The sequence below is a fragment of the Myxococcus sp. RHSTA-1-4 genome (assembly GCF_020037125.1).
Classification (GTDB): domain Bacteria; phylum Myxococcota; class Myxococcia; order Myxococcales; family Myxococcaceae; genus Myxococcus.
In genome coordinates this window covers 25956-42314 of sequence record NZ_JAIQDG010000004.1, presented here as the reverse complement: position 1 = coordinate 42314, position 16359 = coordinate 25956, and the positions used below count along the sequence as shown (strand labels likewise).

Sequence of the window (16359 nt, the reverse complement as noted above, 5' to 3'; positions counted from 1 at the left end):
TCAGGCCACCTTCGAGGGGTTGTGGGACGCGCTCATGGGCACGTCACCGGGCAGCGCGTCGGGGAGGGCCACCTCCGCCTGCCGCTCGGCCAGGGCCTGCCGGTAGCGCACCGCCATGAAGAAGAGGGTGATGAAGAGCATGCCGAACGCGGAGACGCGCAAGGGCAGCACCATCTCCGGGTCCACGGTGCGGGGGCTGGACTGCACCTGGTGGAGGCTGCGCCACCAGCGCACGGAGAACCAGACGATGGGCAGGTTGATGGCGCCGATGATGGCCACCACCGCGCTCCACGTCGCGCGCTTCTCCGGGTCCTCCACGAAGCGCCGCAGGACGAGGTAGCCGGTGTAGGTCACCAGCATGATGGCTTCCGACGTCAGGCGCGGGTCCCAGGACCAGTACACGCCCCACGTGGGCCGCCCCCAGATGGCGCCGGTAATCATCCCCGCGGTGCCCAGCACCAGGCCAATCTCCGCGGACGCCTCCGCCGCGGAGTCCAGCTTCCAGCTCGCCTTGAAGAGGTAGGCGACCGCCGCCACGAAGTTGATGAACATGGCCAGCATGGCCATCCACTGGAGGGGGACGTGGACGTACATGATGCGCTGCACGTCGCCCATCTCCCGGTCCGGCGGCGCCCAGGCCAGTCCCAGCCACCAGCCGGCGCCGAGCAGCCCCAGCGCCAGCACGAGCAGGCCCCACTTGATGAACTTGTTCATCCGTCAGTCCTCGATGATGCGCGGGAACAGCACGAACCCTACGCCCCAGTAAATCAGATTGAAGCCGCCCAAAAGTCCCAACCATGAGTTGAACTGATTCATGGGGTCTCCCTGCAGCACGAGGGTCGTCGCCTTGGCTGCGGAGAGGAGGGCCGGGATGACGAGCGGGAACAATAACAGAGGGAGCAGCACGTCCCGTGCCCGGGCATTGCTGGAAATCGCGGCGTAGACAGTGCCCGGGGCACTGAGGGCCAGGCAGCCGAGCAGGAGGATGAGGCCCAGGTCCATGAAACTGGTGACGATGCGCACCCCGTAGAGGGCCACCATGACGGGGACGAGCAGGGCGCCCAGCGCCGTCAGCAGGAGGGTGTTGCCCAGGGCCTTGGAGAGGAAGATGGCGCGCGCGTCCGCGGGGGCGAGCCGCACGCCGTCCATGCACGCGTTCTCCGACTCCACGCGGAAGGACTCGCCCAGGGCGAGCACGCTGGCGAAGAGGATGGCGAGCCAGAAGTAGCCGCCGGCGTTCTTCTCCAGCAGCTTCGTGTCCGGCCCCAGCGCGAAGGAGAACATCAGCAGCGTGGCCAGCGCGAAGAAGATGATGGCGTTGAGTCGCGCGCGGGTGCGCCACTCGATGAGGAGGTCCTTGCGCAGCAGGGCCAGGGTGGCCGCGACGAGGCCGATGGCGCGGGGACGCGGGGGGGTGGTGCTCATGCGGCCACCGCCCGTCCGTCCTGCAGGTGCAGGCGCTCCTCGCACAGGGTCAGCCCCTGCTCGATGAGGTGGGTGGCGAGGACCACGGTGACGCCGCTGGATTTCAGCTCGCCGATGATGCGCTCCATGTCGCGGATGCCCTGGGGGTCCAGCTCGCCGAAGGGCTCGTCCAGCAGGGCAATGGCGGGGGCCTTCAGGAGCAGCCGGGCGATGGCCAGGCGCTTGCGCATGCCGGCGCTGAAGCTGCGCACCGGGCTGTCCGAGCGCTGCGTGAGGCCCACGCGGGTGAGCAGCGCGCTGGCGGCGTCCTGCGGGGAGGGGATGCCCAGCAGCCGGGCCAGCACCGTGAGGTTCTGGTGCGCGGTGAGGTCCTCATAGAGGAAGCTGGCGTGGGACAGCAGCGCCACGTCGCGGCGCACGGACTCGCGATCCGCCATGGCGTCGCGGCCCAGCACCTCCACGCGCCCGGCGGTGGGGCTGAGGGCCGTGGCCACGAGGCGCAACAGGGTCGTCTTACCGGAGCCGTTGTGTCCGGTGAGCAGGAGGGAGCGTCCGGCGGGCAGCGCGTAGGTGAGACGCGCCAGGGCCCAGCGGCGCCCATAGCGCTTGCTCACGTCGTGCAGCGCGAGCGCGGGGGCGGGGAGGGGTGGCATCGGCGGCTCGGATTCGTATCTGGAATCGGGACTGTCCACCAGTGAAACCCGGGCGGACGGCAGGTCGGTGACGGGGCGGGCCCCTGATCGGAAAGGCTTTTCTCACGAATGGGGTCCGAGGTGCCCGCACGGTGCGTCCGGTTTCCACCGGCGGGAGCGTCCACCGCTCGCCAGCTCCCCGGCCCCGCCGGGCGTACGGTCGCCGGGGACCCATCGGTGCCTACCCTCGGAATGGCATTCCCCCTGCACATGCGCGGCGAGGGTTCTCCTCAGGGGAGGAGGCGGGCGAGAGGGGTCTCCTCCGCGCGGAGGGCGTGATGGCGACGGGCAAGGTGCTACGCAGGGCGGTCAAGGCAGCGGCGGCGGGGGTGATGCACTACAGCGGGCTGCGAAGGGCGATGGCGGCATACCGGCGTTCGCAGTCCGGGGGGCGGCGCATCCTCATCGTCAGCTACCACCGCGTGGTGAGTGACTTCACGGGGGAACTGCAGCGCTCCATCCCCGGGCTGCTCATCTCCCAGGAGACATTCCGGCGTCACCTGGAGGAGGCCCAGGCGGCGGGCTTCGAGCTGGCCTCCATGGGGGACGCGGTGGACGTCATGGCCGGACGCCGCGTCGCGAAGAAGGACCTGTGTGTCGTCACCTTCGACGACGGCTATCGGGACGTGTACCGGCATGCCCGGCCGATCCTCAAGCAGATGGGCGTGCCGGCCATCATCTATCTGCCCACGGCCTTCATCGGCACCGACAGGCGCTTCAACCACGACCGGCTCTTCCACCTGCTGCGCCGGGCCCAGGAGCGGCACTACCGGCCGGTGTACGACACGTTGCCCGCGCCGTCGCTGGAGCTGCTCGGGCCCATCCTCTCCGGACAGAAGACGGTGTCGGCCGCGCTGGACGACTTCATCGGCGAGCACCCGACGTGCGTGCTGACGGACATCATCGACGCGCTGGAGCAGCAGCTGGGCGGCGGCAAGGACCTGGTGCCGGAGCAGGGCGACATCATGAACTGGGACGAGGTGCGCCGCATGGCGCGCGACGGCTTCGAGTTCGGCGCGCACACGCTGGGCCACACGGTGCTGACGCTGGAGCCGACGGAAGTCGTGGAGCGGGAGATTCTCGAGTCCAAGCGCACCATCGAGCGCGAGGTGGGCATCACCGTCCGAGATTTCGCCTACTGCAATGGCTGGTACTCGGACGAAATCATCCGCGTGCTGTCGTCCAACGGCTTCCGCTCGGGCGTCACCACGGAGGACTTCCCCAACCGCATCGGCGGCGACCCGTTCACCCTCAAGCGCAAGGTGCTGTGGGAGAACTTCAGCCTGGGCATGACGGGGGATTACTCGTCGGCCCTCACCGGCTGTCAGCTCGACGACTGCTTCGGGGTGCTGGGCATGAGCCACCCGGTGCCGGGCAAGCGCCCCCACCAGCTGCGCGCCGGCGCGAGGGGAAACGAGGCGGTGGTGGGCCCGGCCGTCCAGCGCTCGGAGGCCTCCCGCTCCGTGGTGTCGGCGAACGTGATGAGCGCGGAGGCGGCGTCGGCGGTGAAGGAGGTTCCGTGAGCGGAAGTCCCACGCCGGCCGCGTCCGGGGATTCGTTCCTCGGCCGCGCCGGCCCCCTGGTGCTGGCCCGGCTGTTCACCGCCGGGCTGACGCTGTCCATTCCCCTCGTGCTCGCCCGGGTGCTGCACCTGGACGAGTACGGCACGTACTACCAGCTCTTCCTCATCGCCACGACGCTCTACTACGTCCTGCCGTTCGGCGTGGTGCAGAGCCTCTACTACTTCCTGCCCCGCGCGGAGGCGAAGCGGCCGTACCTGGGGCAGACGCTGCTGTTCATGTCCGCCGCGGGCCTCGTGGGTGCCGCGGCCGTGTGGGGCCTGCTGGGGTACGTGGCGGGGTGGTTCTCCAACCCGGCGCTGGCGGAGTACCGGCTGCCGCTGGCCGCGTACACCGCCTTCCTGCTGGGGAGCTTCCCGCTGGAGGTCTCCCTCACCGCGCAGGGGCGCACGCGCGCGTCCGCGGCCGTCTACCTGGTGTCCGACGCCGCGCGCGCGGCGGTGATGGTGGTGCCGCCGCTGCTGGGCGCGTCCCTGTACGGGATGATGGTGGCGGTGGCCGCCTTCGCGGCGCTGCGCTACGTGGCCACCTGGGCGGTGTCGCTGCGCGGCCTCACCGGCCCGCTGGTGAGCCGCGCGCTCTTCCGCGAGCAACTGGCCTACGCGGCGCCCTTCGGCGCGGCGATGTTGCTGGCCATTCCGCAGCAGAACGCGCACCTGTACGCGGTGGCGGGCACGGTGGCGCCGGCGCTCTATGCGCTGTACCGCGTGGGCTGCTTCCAGCTCCCGGTGGTGGACCTGCTCTACACGCCCACCAGCGAGGTGTTGATGGTGCGCCTGGGCGAGCTGGAGCACGAGGGCCGCGAGGAGGAGGGCGTGGTGGCCTTCCGCGAGGCCTCGGGGAAGCTGGCCTATGTCTTCCTGCCCTTCGCGGCCTTCCTCTTCGCGGCGGCGCCGGAGTTCATCGCGGCGATGTTCGGCGAGAAGTTCCTGCCCGCGGTGCCCGTCTTCCGCGTGAGCGTGCTGGGCGTGGTGCTGTCCATCCTGCCCATGGACGGGACGCTGCGCGCCCGGGGGCAGACGCGCGCCATCTTCGCCTCGTACGCGGTGAAGGCGGCGGTGACGGTGCCGCTCGTCTGGCTGGGCGTGAGGCACCTGGGGCTGATGGGAGGCATCGGCGCGTGGGCGGTGGCGGAGGTGGTGGGCAAGGCGATGCTGCTGGCGCGGGTGCCGGCGGCGCTGTCCACGTCCCGGCTTCGGCTGGGGGTGGTGGACGTGATTCCCTGGCGGGAGCTGGGCAGGGCCTCGCTGGCCGCGGGCGCCGCGGCGGTGGGCGTCTTCCTCCTGAGGGCCGCGGCGGAAGGGGCCTTCGGCCACCTGCCGGAGGGCTTCCTGTGGCGCGTGCTGCCGCTGGCGTCGGCCGGGGTGCTGTTCGTCATGGCCTACGTGGCGGCGCTGTACGCCACGGGGGTGCGTCCGCTGCGCCTCCTCGCGGCGCTGCGTCCGCGCAGGGAGGGGTGAGCGTCGGGAAGTAGACGCGTGGGGGGCACTTCCGTCCCCACGGGTGGGTACCTAGTTTCCTGGCCGTCGGGGAAACGGGGTGAGGGAGGCGTGATGGGTGTCGACGCGATGACGTTCTACCGGCTCGCGCGCGGGCTGAAGAAGCGGGGAGTTCCCCTGCTGCCAGCCCTCCTGCGCAAGGCCATCTACCATCTGCACAGCTCATACATCCCCGAGGACGCCGAGATTGGCGAGGGGACGCAGCTCGGCTACGGCGGCATCGGCGTGGTCATCCACAAGGCGGCGAAGATAGGGAATCACTGCCTCATCTCGCAGCAGGTGACCATCGGCGGGCGCTCGGGGCTGGAGGGCGCGCCCGTCATCGGTGACTACGTGCGTATCGGGGCGGGGGCGAAGATTCTCGGCAACATCCGCATCGGTGACTTCGCCGTGATTGGCGCCAATGCGGTGGTGCTGAAGGACGTGGCTCCAGGCACGGTGGTGGCCGGCGTGCCGGCGAGGGTCATCCGCCAGGATCCGGATCCGCTCACGACCTACGAGCGGGAGATGGGGCTGCTGCCCCAGCGCGCACGGCTGACGCCCGTGCCTCCCGCGACATCATCCCTGCGGCAGTAGGTGGGAGGCGCCATGAGAGTGCTCCTCGTCGGGGACTACCCGCCTCCGTACGGCGGTGTGGCCATCCACGTACAGCAGCTACACGGTTACCTGCGCGGCTGTGGGGTCGAAGCAAAGGTGCTGGACATCGGGAAGGGCGGCCGGCCGGCTCCGGACGTCCTCCCGGTGCGAAGCCCCACCCACTTCGGCCTCCGGCTGGCGGGGTTCATCTCCTCGGGGTGGACGGTGCACGTCCACACCAGCGGCAACAACCCGAAGTCCTGGGTGCTGGCGGGAATGGTGGGCGGGATGCCGGGCTTCCGGTCATCCCGCGTCATCACCCTCCACTCGGGGCTGCTTCCGGACTACCTGGCGGCCTCTGGAGCCCGCCGCAACTTCGCTCGCGTGGTGCTGGCCGGCTACGCGCGCGTGGTGGCCGTGTCCGGCGCGGTGCGGGACGCGCTGGTGAAGTGCGGTGTGCCCGGGGAGAAGGTCGTCGTCCACCCGGCCTTCTGCGCCTCGCAGGTGCGGCCAGGAGGGGTGCCTCCCGTGGTGGAGGCGGCGCGCGCCCGGCGCAAGCCGCTGCTGGCCATGGCGCACCACCCCTCGCCCGTGTACGGGCGGAAGCTCGCGTTCCGCGCACTGCGGCTGCTGGCGGAGGCGTACCCGGACGTGGGGCTCGCCCTGTTCGGGCCGGGGACGGACTCGGAGGCGTTCCTGCGCGACGTCCGCGAGCTGCACGTGGCGGGGAACCTGGAGGTCCTCGGGGAGCTGGAGCACTCCGCGGCGCTCGGGCTGATTGCGCGCAGCGACGCCTTCCTCCGGCCCACCACGCATGACGGGGATTCCATCTCCGTCCGCGAGGCGCTGGCCCTGGGGGTGCCGTGCGTGGCGAGCGACGTGTGCCCCCGGCCCGAGGGGACGCGGGTGTTCGCGGCGGGTGATGCGCGGGACCTGGCCCGGAGCGTGTGCGAGGCCGTGGCGGCGGGGCCGGCGCTCCATCCGCCGGTGGACGTGGGGCCGGACCTGCTCGCGCTCTACTCGGAGCTGGCCGGCGGGGCGCCGGACGCGGCGACTCATTCCAGGAAGTCACACGAAGAAGGACTCGACACAGGAGAGACGAGACATGCGGCGCAGTGATGACATGGACCTGGCGCGCCGGGCGCTCCGCGGGCGTGACCTGGTGGTGTTCTCCAACGACTGGGATGGGGACCCGCTGTCCAAGGTCCACATCATGCGGATCCTCTCCCGGGAGAACCGCATCCTCTGGGTGAACAGCATCGGCAACCGCGCGCCGCGCGCCAACGCGCACGACGCGAAGCGCATCCTCGGCAAGCTGGAGAAGTTCACCCAGGGCATCCAGGAGGTGGAGCCCAACCTCTTCGTGCTGTCGCCGCTGGCGATTCCCTTCTACGGCTCGGAGCTGGCGCGCAACGCCAACCGGCACCTGCTGCGGCTCCAGGTGCTGCGGGCCATGAAGCAGCTGAACTTCAAGAGGCCCATCTCCTGGAGCTTCCTGCCCGCGTCCGCGCCGGTGTCCGGCACCCTGGGCGAGGACTTCGTCGTCTACCACTGCGTGGACGAGTTCTCCGCCTTCAGCGACACCAACGGCCGCCACATCGCGGAGCTGGAGGCGCGCCTGCTGCGCCGCGCGGACCTCTGCATCACCTCCGCCGAGCGGCTGCGGGACAACAAGTCGAAGCTCAACCCGCGCACGGTGCTGGTGCGGCACGGCACGGACTTCACGCACTTCGTGAAGGCGTGCGACGCGGCCACGCCCATTCCCGCGGACATCGCGAACCTGCCCAGGCCCATCATCGGCTTCTTCGGGCTGGTGGCGGACTGGGTGGACCAGGAGGCCCTCATCGCCACGGCCCGTGCCCACCCTGAGGGCTCGGTGGTCATCATCGGCAAGACGACGCCGGACTGCGACGACTCGGCCCTGCGCCGGGAGCCCAACATCCACATGCCAGGCCGCAAGCCGTACGCGGACCTGCCCGGCTACAGCAAGGCCTTCGACGTGGCGCTGATGCCCTTCAAGGTCAGCGAGCTGACGCTGAACGCCAACCCGCTGAAGGTGCGCGAGTACCTCGCCGCGGGCCTGCCGGTGGTGTCCACGGACCTGCCCGAGGTCCGCAAGGTGGGGCTGTGCAAGATTGCCTCGGACACCGGGGACTTCGTGCGCAAGGTGGATGAGTGCCTCGCGGAAGGGCCCGGGCCCAGCCGCGAGCGCGCGGAGAAGATCTTCAGCGAGAGCTGGGACGCTCGCGTCGAGGAGATCCGCCACCACGTGGGCGTCGCGATGACGGCGGCCGGGAAGCAGCTCTAGGTGCGGCCCGTCACGAGGCGTTCCAGTTGCGCGTAGCGGCGGGCCACGCGCGCGTAGTCGGCCGGACGGATGGCCGGCTGCGCGTGCGTCCGCGCGAGGTCCGCCTTGGCCTCCAGGTAGTCCGTTCCCCCTCGCTCCATCAGGCGGGCGGCATCCGCGTCCGCCAGCGAGAGGGGGATGCCCAGCCGCTCCTGCATGAGCTGGCGCAGGGAGCGGTCCAGCTCGGGGAGCAGCTCGCGCTCCACCTTCGCGCGGCGCATCAGCCAGCCCATGCTGCGCACGTACTCCAGCGCCGAGCGGTGCCGCTCCACGCGCAGCGGGCGGGGCGCACCGAAGCGGGTGCCCCGGGACACGGTGTAGAGCAGTCCCACCGCCAGCACCTGCGCCACGAAGACCCAGATTCCGCGCGACAGGGGCGGCGGTGGCGCGAGCTGGTGGTGGAACTCGTCGAACAGCAGCGGCCCCCGCGCCGAGAGCGCGTCCCAGAAGCGCAGGTTGTCCAGCAGCTCCATGCGCCGGTTCTCCGCCAGGTCCGCGCCCGCGAGCACGTACACCTCGCCGGAGCCGAGCGGCCAGCGCCACACCGCCGCCGCGCCGCCCAGGCCCGCCAGGGGCACGGCGTCCTCATGGCCCATGCGCACGCCCCTGTCTCGCGACACCCGCAACCCGGTGAGGCCCCGCAGCGGCCCGGCGGGAATCCACACGTCCACCGTGGTGCCCCCCGCGTCCGCGAGATTCGAGTCCAGACCGCGGCTGCTCGCCGGCATCAGCGGGCCCGCCTCCAGCCGCAGCCAGTCCTCCAGCGCCGCCTGGTGCTGCCCCAGCTCACGCGGGGACAGGTACACCAGCGTGCCGCCGCCCCGGACGAAGCGCTCCAGCGAGGACACCTCGTCCTCCGACACCGGTTGGCCCCTGGGCGCCGCCAGCACCACGGTGCGCGTGGCCGGGGAGAGTGACTCCAGCGAGGCGGTGTGCGCGTCGACGGCCCGCCCGCCCTCGCGCAGGTAGAGGTAGAGCGCCCTGGCTCCCTGGGGACCGGTGTTCTCCACGGTGGGCACCACGGACTCGGGTGCCTCCTCGCGCGTGGCGAGTCCCACCGCCAGGGCCAGTGAGATGAGCACGCCGAAGACGAGCGCGGTCCGGAGGTTCTTCACCGCGAGCCCTCCACCGCCAGCGTGCCGTTCAGGTGCTCCACGGCCGCGACGAAGCGCGCCGCCTCGTCCGCCGGCACCGGGGCCAGCGAGTAGAAGGCCCGGTCATACCAGCCCACCAGCCGCTCCACCTCGCTCACCACCGGCGCGGGCGCGCCCCGGCCCGGCAGCTCCGCCGCCAGCTCGCGGTTCGTCTTCACCCGGTCCGGCCGCGCCAGCCGCTTCTGCTCCAGCGCGGACAGCAGGCCCAGCAGCCCTTCGCGGATGGCCTCTCGCGCGTCGGCCGCCAGCGCTTCCCGCGCGCGCCGCAGATGCTCGCCCGGCGAGTCCAGCACCAGTGGCGCTTCGGTCAGGGCCAGCGCGCCGGGACTCGCGGTCTTCAGGCCGCGGCGCCTGCTCAGCTTCAGCACGCCCCACAGCACCACGGCCAGGGCCAGTCCCAGCATCACCGCGCGCGTGGCCACCGCGAAGCCCTGGGCCTCGCTCGACTCGAAGAGGCTCTCCAGCCACGCCTCCAGCTCGCGCATCAGCCGTTTCACCACGTCTCCATGGCGCTGGCGCGCGCGGGCGAACTCCGGCCGGTCGAGGATGGCCTTCAGCCGCTCCGGCTCACTCATGGGCGGCGCCGCGGTGGCCTTCTCGGCCGCCTCCTGGAGCGCGCAGGAGTGTTCGAGGAAGGTGGCCAGTTGCTTCGCGCGCTCGGGCGCGGAGGCGTCCCTGGCGGCGGGAGGCAGCGGCATGCCGCCCAGGCGAGCGGACAGCCCTTCCACCATCGCGGGGAGCTCCGCGGGGCGTGCCTCCGCCGTCTCCTCCAGCAGCCGCGTGGTGGACTCGCGCTCGGCGCAGGGCAGGGCGGCCAGCAACATCAACAGGGACAGGCCAGGCACGGAGTCCTCGCGAAGAAGGGGGCGTCAGGCGGCCTGGGGCGCGGCGGACGGCGCTTCCATCCGCCGCTCCAGGTCGAGCCCCTCCCGGCGCACGCGCATGTCCAGGTAGAAGATGGAGCAGAAGACGAAGTAGATGGGCGTGAAGCACGCCTGCGCGGCGACCTGCAGCAGCTCCGCGGGGACCAGCAGGTACTGGGGCGTGCGCGACAGGGTCCCCGCGTCGAAGGGGCTGCCGTATTGCGCCAGCACCAGCCAGGTCGGAATCTGCGACACGAGCTGCACCGAGATGAGGATGAGGCTCATCACGGTGTAGAGGACCATCGCCCGCACCACCACCCGGCCCAGGAAGCCCGGCTCGACGCGGCCGGACAGCAGGGCCCCCGAGCGGCGGAAGGCCTCCCACGCCCCCACGTCCTCCATGGCCATCACCGGGGGCAGCAGCAGGAAGCGCAGGAAATACCAGAGCATCGCGGCGATGAGGCCCAGGCCCGCGAGCAGCGCCCCCACGCCTCCGAGGACGGCGCCCAGGACATTGGAGCCGCTGGCGACCGCCGCCGCGATTCCCAGGCCCGCGACGACGGCCCCCGGAACGAGGAACAGCAGGGTGACAAGTGTCGACCAGCCCAGCGAGATGACGTAGGCGCCCGTCAGCGGGCCCACCCGGGAGAAGGCACGGCGCAGGGCGTCTCCCGGGCGCACGGGCTCTCCCAGGTGCACCGACACCACGTACCGGGAGGCCGTCAGGGTGGCCAGCCAGTAGCTCCAGAAGAGGAACACGAAGAGCACGGCCCACAGCGCCATGGCCACGCCCGCGTCGCCCAGGAGCGTCATCGGGTCCAGCTCCGAGCGGGACTGTGCGTCCCCGGAGTAGAGCAGCGGGGCCAGACGCTGGATGGCGAGCGTGGTGGCCTTCGTCGCGATGAAGTTCACCAGCGAGAAGCCGAAGCTCAGCACGAAGAGCGGCTTGAAGTGGGCACGCCAGAAGGTGGCGGCACGGTCGATCATCTCGCCCATGGCGAGGGGGCGCAGCTCGGGGACGGCGGAGGTGGGGCTCACGGTCGGCGCAGCATAGCCTGCGCGGGGCACGCGGCCAGCAGGGCCCGCGCCGCCGCCGCCGGGTCCTCCGCCTCCAGCACCGCGGAGATGACCGCGAAGCCCGCGGCGCCCCGCACGTCTCCTGCTCGCTCGGGGGTGATGCCGCCGAGCGCCAGCGCGGGGCAGGGCAGGGCGGCCGCCAGGGCCTGGAAGCCGTCGGGGCCGAGCTGAGCCCGCGTATCCCCGGGCTTGGAGCCGGGGGCGAACACCGGGCTCACCAGCGCCAGGTCCGCTCCGCTCGCGGCCCGCGCTTCCTCCATGTCATGCACGGCCGCGCTGATGAGACGCCCGGAGGGCAGGTGGGGGCGCACGTCCTCCGGCGCCGCTCCCTGGGCGGGCAGGTGCAGGTGCGCGCCGAGGAGCAGCGCCACGTCCAGCCGGCCATTGATGAACAGCGGGTTGCCCCGCTCCCGGCACAGGTCCGCCAGCAGGCGGGCCTCTTCCAGGAAGCGGCGCCCGGTGGCCTCCGGGTGGCGGTGCTGCACGGCCACCTCGGGGCCCGCCTCCAGCGCGCGGGCGAGCGCGCCCAGCAGCCGCCCGGGCGGCAGCCGCCAGTCGGTGATGACGACGAGCCGGGGGAGGGCGGGCGGCGCCACCACGGGCCCTCGGGGGCTACTGGTGGACGAGCCCGTCGATGGGGCTGGACGCGGAGCCGTAGGCCTTCCTCGGGATGCGGCCGGCGAGGTACGCGTCGCGGCCCGCCTCCACGGCCTTCTTCATGGCCACCGCCATGCGGACGGGGTCCTTCGCGCCCGCGATGGCCGTGTTCATCAGGATGGCATCCACGCCGAGCTCCATGGCGATGGCCGCGTCCGACGCCGTGCCCACGCCCGCGTCGACGATGACGGGCACCTTCACCGTCTCCAGGATGAGGCGGATGTTGTGCGGGTTGCGGATGCCCAGGCCGCTGCCGATGGGAGCCGCCAGCGGCATCACCGCCGCGCAGCCCGCGTCCTCCAGCTTGCGCGCGGTGATGGGGTCGTCGCTGGTGTAGGGCAGCACGGTGAAGCCCTCCTTCACCAGGATGCGCGCGGCCTTCACCGTCTCCTCGACGTCGGGATAGAGCGTCTTCTCGTCGCCGAGCACCTCGAGCTTCACCCACTTGCTCATGCCCAGCTCCTCGGCGAGCCGGCAGGTGCGCACCGCGTCGTCCGCCGTGTAGCAGAGGGCGGTGTTGGGCAGCAGGCGCAGGCGGTTGCGGTCGATCCAGTTCATCAGCGACGCCTCGCCCGTGGCCTTCAGGTCCAGGCGCCGCACGGCCACGGTCACCATCTCCGTGCCGGAGGACTCGTGGCAGCGCTTCATGACCTCGTGGCTGGGGTACTTCCCCGTGCCGAGGATGAGGCGCGAGCTGAACGTGACTCCGGCGATGGTGAAGGGCTTGTCCTGGATGCTCATGGCAATCTCCTAGCCGCCACCGACGAAGGTGACGATTTCCACGCGGTCCCCGGGCTGGAGGCGGTGCTCGGGATGACGTGCGCGGCGCACCACCTCCGCGTTCACCTCCACGGCCACGCCGGGACCGCCCACCTGGAGCGACTCCAGCAGCGACGAGAGGGTGATGCCCTCCGGCACCTCGCGCGTCTCTCCGTTGACCCAGACCTGCACGGCGTCGTGGCTCCTTGCGACAGGGACCTGGGCACGGACTACAGGGGGCACCCGGCGCTGTCAACGCGCTCTCCCATGGATGCGTCCGCCCGCGTCATCGCTATACTCGCGGTCATGCTCATGGCTCCCAGCAGGCATCTCGCCTCCGCGCTGGTGTTGACGCTGTCCCTGCCCGCCATCGCCTCCGAGCCGGCCATGCTGGATGCGCCGGTCCACCGCGACGCCCCCGTCCTCCATGGCCACCGCTACGCCTTCGTCGCCGGGGGCGTGCTGGCGCTGGGCGGGCTGGGGTTGGGCTTCCTCGCCCAGGGAGAGGCGAAGCGCGCCCAGAGCCTGGAGTCCGCCCGGGACGCTCGCGCCACCCTGGACCGGGCTCGCACCGCCGCGGCCACCGCCAACCTCCTCCACGCCACCGCGGGCGCCGCCGTGCTGTACGGGCTGGTGCTGGAGCTGCTCCCCCCGCGGGCCGCCGACGCGGCGAGCCTCACCTATCGCTTCTGACCGGGGCCCCCTTGTCCGCCCGACTTCCGCCCCGACTGCTCGCGCTGGCCGCCGTGCTGGCCGCCGCGGCCTGCTCCATCGAAGTGGACGACGTGGCCGGCCGTACGTGCACGGACGACTCCGAGTGCCCGGCCTCGTACGCCTGTGTGGAGGGGCCGGACGGCCAGCGGGGCTGCGAGGTCATCTACCCGCCGCGCTCCACCGCGGATTCCGGCACCGACGCGGGGACGGACGCCGGGAGCTGAGCCCCACCATGAAGAGACTCCTCGCGAGCGCGTCCCTCTCCGTCTGCGCGGCCCTGGCCTGCACCATCGAGGTGGCGGACTTCACCGGCAAGAAGTGCGAGTCCGCCAGTGACTGCCCGGAGCCGTACGTCTGCGTCGCCGCGCGCCCGGGCGAGGGGCGCACCTGCGAGGTGCTGGGCCTGCCGGGCACCCGTGACGTGAACGCGGGGCCCGTGCCCACGTGGTGCGCGGACATCGAGCCCATCCTCGCCGCGAGCTGCGTGAGTTCGTGCCACGGCGCGGACACCTCGGGCAGCGGCAACTCCACCTTCCGCCTGGACTACTACGCGCCGGACGCCGGCGGCGTCCCGGGGGCCCGGGCGAAGGCGGAGCGCATCCGGCAGCGCGCGTCCGTCTTCCAGGACATGCCGCCGCCGGAGGGCTCCGTCCCCATTCCCACGGCGGAGCAGCGCGCCCTCATCGCCCGCTGGGCGGAAGGGGGCGCCCCGCTGTGCGTTGACGGAGGCGTGGACGCGGGCCTCCCCGACGGTGGTGCGGACGGCGGCTCCTGACGCCAGTCACATCATCCGGTGTGCCCGGAGGAGGGTAGGCCAGGGACTCCCGGTGGGAATGCGCATTCCCACTCGCGGTACGGCCCAGGGCCTTGTTCCCGCCATGGCGGCCGGGCGGCCGGGCGCTCCGTGTGCGGCCCGGTGCCCCTGTGTCATCCCGCGCTCCTGACAAGCCCTGTTCAAGGTCCGAGGCCACGCTCACTTTCAGCCCAACGCCGGGGGAGACGCCCTTCCGGTCCACAGGGAAAGGAGCAGGGATATGCGCAAGCTCATGATGGCGGTCACCGCGGTGGCGGGACTGGCGCTGGTTTCGGGTTGCAAGCGTGAAAGCGTCGAGTCCGAGCAACGCGATGTCGCCGAGGCCCAGCAGGAGGCCCAGCAGGAGACGGCGGAGGCCCGCCAGGAGGCGCAGGAGGAGTCGGCCGGCGCGCAGCAGGAGGCGCAGGAGGAGATCGCCAGCGCGCAGCAGGACGTCCGCGAGGAGGAACAGGACGTCACCGAGGCCCAGCGCGAGCAGCAGGAGGAGCTGCGCGAGGACACGGCGCAGGGGGGCTCCGGCATGGCCGGTGCCACCGCGGCGGCCACCAGCGTGAATGGCCGCGTGCTCTCCACCGAGGGTGACTCGCTCACCCTGGTCGACACCAGCACCAACAAGCAGATCAAGCTGAAGACGAACGACCAGACCCGCATCCTGCAGAACAACGCCCCGGTGAAGCTGGATGACGTCACCGAGGGGAGCCAGGTCCGCGCCTCCTACGTCATGGAGGGCAAGGACATGGTGGCCCGCGAGCTGACAGTCACCCAGCCGGCGCAGAAGAAGCAGTAGTCCGCGAGGCGCGGTGGCCGGCCCGTTTTCTCGCGGGCCGGCTCGGACGGCTCCCGTTCCGGCGGGGGCCGTTCCCTTTTATTCCTGAATCCGTGTTGGGAGGTTGGGAGGGTGTGTCGGACGTGGGTGGTAGGAGGGACCCGTGAGGTTTTCTCACGCCTTCCCAACCCAGGGGAGGACTTTCCGCCCAGGAGGCATATGGCCACCCACCACCCGGAGCACCCCGCTTCCAAGCCCTTCATCCTCTTCTCCACCGGGGCCACGTCGTATGAGCTGGTCCGGTTCCTCGGTCCCCGGGGGCCGGGGGAGATGCTGCTCGCGCGCCGGCACTACGCGGACACACCCGGTGACCTCGTGGTCATCAAGCGGTTGCAGGACGCCGGGGATGCCCAGGGACGCGCGCGCCTGCGCGAGGAGGTCAAGCTGCTCATGCAGCTCAGCCATCCCGCCATCGCCCAGGTGTTCCTGGTGCGCGTGCACGAGGGCTCGCCGCACCTGGTGATGGAGTACGTGGAGGGCCACAGCCTGGAGACGCTCACCAGCTTCGCGGCGCTGCGGCGCAGGCCCTTCTCGGAGGCCTTCGGCGCCTACGTGGGCGCGGAGGTCGCGGACGCGCTCCACCACGCCCACACCCTGGAGGACGCGCGGGGCCAGCCGCTCGGCATCGTGCACCGGGACGTGTCTCCGCGCACGCTGCGCCTGGACGTGCATGGCCGGGTGAAGCTGGCGGACTTCGCCATGGCCTGGGCGAAGCTGCCGGGCCGCGTGGGCACGGAGGGCCATGTCGTCCGGGGGGACCTCGCGTATGCCTCCCCGGAGGCGCTCATGCGCCGGCCCCTGGACGGGCGCTCGGACCTGTTCTCCCTGGGCGTGGTGCTGCTGGAGCTGCTCACCGGACTGCACCTGCTGGACCTGGAGGACGTGGAGCGCGCCGCGCTGGCCACCGGCCCCCTCCCGGAGGCGGAGTCGCTGCTCGCGGAGGTGCCCAGCTGGCTGCCCGCGCCCATGATGGCGGCGCGCATGGCGTGCCTCACCCCGGAGCACGTGGAGCGCGCCACGCAGGGGCTGTCCGGCTCCATGCGCGCCATCCTCGGGCGGCTGCTCCGGCGTGAGCCTTCCGAACGCTTCCAGTCGGGGCTGGAGCTGAGGGACGCGCTGCGCGGCGTGCTGGCCGGGCTGGGCTACACCTACGGCCCCCGTGAGGCCGAGCGCGAGGCCGCCCAGGTGCGCCGTGATGCCCGCTCCCGCCGCCGGTCCGCGGACGTGCTGCGGTGGGAGGACTCCGCGCCGCCTCACTCCCACCGGCCGGCGTCCACGCCGGAGTCATGAGCGGGGGCCTGGAAGCACGCATTCGTGTCGGACACTGGCGCCAGGGCGCGGGTGGCGCTTGTCTCGCGCTCCCGGCCGGGCAGACT

At 71.8% G+C, this 16359-nt stretch carries 19 protein-coding genes; 10 read left to right on the top strand and 9 right to left on the bottom strand.

All coding sequences use genetic code 11. From position 1 onward, the window contains the following. The 3 genes from ccsA to ccmA are packed head-to-tail and all read right to left on the bottom strand — an operon-like array spanning nt 1 to nt 2078. Nucleotides 1–714: a cytochrome c biogenesis protein CcsA gene (gene ccsA, locus K8638_RS07845; protein ID WP_223753809.1), complete on the bottom strand. Its 714-nt coding sequence runs from the start codon at nt 712–714 to the stop codon at nt 1–3. Nucleotides 715–717: 3 nt separating this feature from the next. Next, nucleotides 718–1425 (bottom strand): heme exporter protein CcmB, encoded by a 708-nt coding sequence (locus tag K8638_RS07840; protein ID WP_223753808.1) that lies wholly within the window; start codon nt 1423–1425, stop codon nt 718–720. Further along, a complete protein-coding gene (gene ccmA, locus K8638_RS07835; protein ID WP_223753807.1) occupies nt 1422–2078 on the bottom strand; it encodes a heme ABC exporter ATP-binding protein CcmA in 657 nt (218 codons plus the stop codon). Before ccmA ends, K8638_RS07840 begins: the two co-directional genes overlap by 4 nt. A gap of 398 nt (nt 2079–2476) precedes the next feature. Here ccmA and exoL point away from each other — a divergent pair, with 398 nt between their 5' ends. From exoL to exoP, 5 genes are all read left to right on the top strand, one after another. Next, the gene (gene exoL / locus K8638_RS07830; protein ID WP_223754070.1) at nt 2477–3640 is read left to right on the top strand and encodes a spore coat polysaccharide deacetylase ExoL; all 1164 of its coding nucleotides are present in this window, start codon (nt 2477–2479) and stop codon (nt 3638–3640) included. Next, nucleotides 3637–5157, top strand: a complete 1521-nt coding sequence (gene exoM / locus K8638_RS07825) for a spore coat polysaccharide flippase ExoM (protein WP_223753806.1) — start codon at nt 3637–3639, stop codon at nt 5155–5157. Before exoL ends, exoM begins: the two co-directional genes overlap by 4 nt. Before the next feature lie 93 nt (nt 5158–5250). Continuing rightward, nucleotides 5251–5772 carry a serine O-acetyltransferase gene (locus K8638_RS07820; RefSeq protein ID WP_223753805.1) on the top strand — a complete coding sequence of 174 codons (522 nt, stop codon included), beginning with the start codon at nt 5251–5253 and terminating at the stop codon, nt 5770–5772. 12 nt (nt 5773–5784) lie between these two features. Then, nucleotides 5785–6891 (top strand): glycosyltransferase family 4 protein, encoded by a 1107-nt coding sequence (locus K8638_RS07815; RefSeq protein ID WP_223753804.1) that lies wholly within the window; start codon nt 5785–5787, stop codon nt 6889–6891. After that, nucleotides 6878–8080: a spore coat polysaccharide biosynthesis glycosyltransferase ExoP gene (exoP, locus tag K8638_RS07810; RefSeq protein WP_223753803.1), complete on the top strand. Its 1203-nt coding sequence runs from the start codon at nt 6878–6880 to the stop codon at nt 8078–8080. The genes K8638_RS07815 and exoP overlap by 14 nt, the downstream gene beginning before the upstream one ends. Here exoP and K8638_RS07805 read toward each other — a convergent pair. From K8638_RS07805 to thiS, 6 genes are read right to left on the bottom strand one after another with little or no spacing between them, the layout of a single operon-like run. After that, nucleotides 8077–9234, bottom strand: a complete 1158-nt coding sequence (locus K8638_RS07805) for a DUF4350 domain-containing protein (RefSeq protein ID WP_223753802.1) — start codon at nt 9232–9234, stop codon at nt 8077–8079. The genes exoP and K8638_RS07805 overlap by 4 nt on opposite strands. Then, nucleotides 9231–10118, bottom strand: a complete 888-nt coding sequence (locus tag K8638_RS07800; protein ID WP_223753801.1) for a DUF4129 domain-containing protein — start codon at nt 10116–10118, stop codon at nt 9231–9233. Before K8638_RS07800 ends, K8638_RS07805 begins: the two co-directional genes overlap by 4 nt. Before the next feature lie 24 nt (nt 10119–10142). Beyond that, nucleotides 10143–11174 (bottom strand): hypothetical protein, encoded by a 1032-nt coding sequence (locus tag K8638_RS07795; protein ID WP_370643932.1) that lies wholly within the window; start codon nt 11172–11174, stop codon nt 10143–10145. Continuing rightward, on the bottom strand, nt 11171–11812 hold the full coding sequence (locus tag K8638_RS07790) for a thiamine phosphate synthase (RefSeq protein ID WP_223753800.1): 642 nt from the start codon (nt 11810–11812) through the stop codon (nt 11171–11173). Before K8638_RS07790 ends, K8638_RS07795 begins: the two co-directional genes overlap by 4 nt. Nucleotides 11813–11825: 13 nt before the next feature. Further along, complete coding sequence (locus K8638_RS07785) at nt 11826–12611, bottom strand: thiazole synthase (RefSeq protein WP_223753799.1); 786 nt, start codon at nt 12609–12611, stop codon at nt 11826–11828. A 9-nt stretch (nt 12612–12620) separates the two neighbouring features. Further along, nucleotides 12621–12821 carry a sulfur carrier protein ThiS gene (gene thiS / locus K8638_RS07780; RefSeq protein ID WP_223753798.1) on the bottom strand — a complete coding sequence of 67 codons (201 nt, stop codon included), beginning with the start codon at nt 12819–12821 and terminating at the stop codon, nt 12621–12623. 75 nt (nt 12822–12896) lie between these two features. On the opposite strand from thiS, the gene K8638_RS07775 reads away from it, so the two are divergent. The 5 genes from K8638_RS07775 (at nt 12897) to K8638_RS07755 (ending at nt 16273) form a co-directional block, all read left to right on the top strand. Continuing rightward, a complete protein-coding gene (locus K8638_RS07775; protein ID WP_223753797.1) occupies nt 12897–13322 on the top strand; it encodes a hypothetical protein in 426 nt (141 codons plus the stop codon). Nucleotides 13323–13333: 11 nt separating this feature from the next. Further along, nucleotides 13334–13567, top strand: coding sequence for a hypothetical protein (locus K8638_RS07770; RefSeq protein WP_223753796.1), 234 nt, complete (start codon nt 13334–13336; stop codon nt 13565–13567). Nucleotides 13568–13575: 8 nt separating this feature from the next. Beyond that, nucleotides 13576–14118 (top strand): hypothetical protein, encoded by a 543-nt coding sequence (locus K8638_RS07765; protein ID WP_223753795.1) that lies wholly within the window; start codon nt 13576–13578, stop codon nt 14116–14118. A 259-nt stretch (nt 14119–14377) separates the two neighbouring features. Beyond that, nucleotides 14378–14944, top strand: coding sequence for a hypothetical protein (locus K8638_RS07760; RefSeq protein ID WP_223753794.1), 567 nt, complete (start codon nt 14378–14380; stop codon nt 14942–14944). A gap of 198 nt (nt 14945–15142) precedes the next feature. Beyond that, on the top strand, nt 15143–16273 hold the full coding sequence (locus K8638_RS07755; protein ID WP_223753793.1) for a serine/threonine-protein kinase: 1131 nt from the start codon (nt 15143–15145) through the stop codon (nt 16271–16273). The last annotated feature ends 86 nt before the right edge of the window (nt 16274–16359 follow it).

What these genes read in the sequence shown, in the direction of transcription:
- K8638_RS07840 (WP_223753808.1), bottom strand. Translation starts at nt 1,425, where the DNA reads ATGAGCACCACCCCCCCGCGTCCCCGCGCCATCGGCCTCGTCGCGGCC.
- K8638_RS07820 (WP_223753805.1), top strand. Translation starts at nt 5,251, where the DNA reads ATGGGTGTCGACGCGATGACGTTCTACCGGCTCGCGCGCGGGCTGAAG.
- exoL (WP_223754070.1), top strand. Translation starts at nt 2,477, where the DNA reads ATGGCGGCATACCGGCGTTCGCAGTCCGGGGGGCGGCGCATCCTCATC.
- ccmA (WP_223753807.1), bottom strand. Translation starts at nt 2,078, where the DNA reads ATGCCACCCCTCCCCGCCCCCGCGCTCGCGCTGCACGACGTGAGCAAG.
- exoP (WP_223753803.1), top strand. Translation starts at nt 6,878, where the DNA reads ATGCGGCGCAGTGATGACATGGACCTGGCGCGCCGGGCGCTCCGCGGG.
- K8638_RS07785 (WP_223753799.1), bottom strand. Translation starts at nt 12,611, where the DNA reads ATGAGCATCCAGGACAAGCCCTTCACCATCGCCGGAGTCACGTTCAGC.
- K8638_RS07760 (WP_223753794.1), top strand. Translation starts at nt 14,378, where the DNA reads ATGCGCAAGCTCATGATGGCGGTCACCGCGGTGGCGGGACTGGCGCTG.
- K8638_RS07815 (WP_223753804.1), top strand. Translation starts at nt 5,785, where the DNA reads ATGAGAGTGCTCCTCGTCGGGGACTACCCGCCTCCGTACGGCGGTGTG.
- K8638_RS07775 (WP_223753797.1), top strand. Translation starts at nt 12,897, where the DNA reads ATGGATGCGTCCGCCCGCGTCATCGCTATACTCGCGGTCATGCTCATG.
- K8638_RS07765 (WP_223753795.1), top strand. Translation starts at nt 13,576, where the DNA reads ATGAAGAGACTCCTCGCGAGCGCGTCCCTCTCCGTCTGCGCGGCCCTG.
- ccsA (WP_223753809.1), bottom strand. Translation starts at nt 714, where the DNA reads ATGAACAAGTTCATCAAGTGGGGCCTGCTCGTGCTGGCGCTGGGGCTG.
- K8638_RS07755 (WP_223753793.1), top strand. Translation starts at nt 15,143, where the DNA reads ATGGCCACCCACCACCCGGAGCACCCCGCTTCCAAGCCCTTCATCCTC.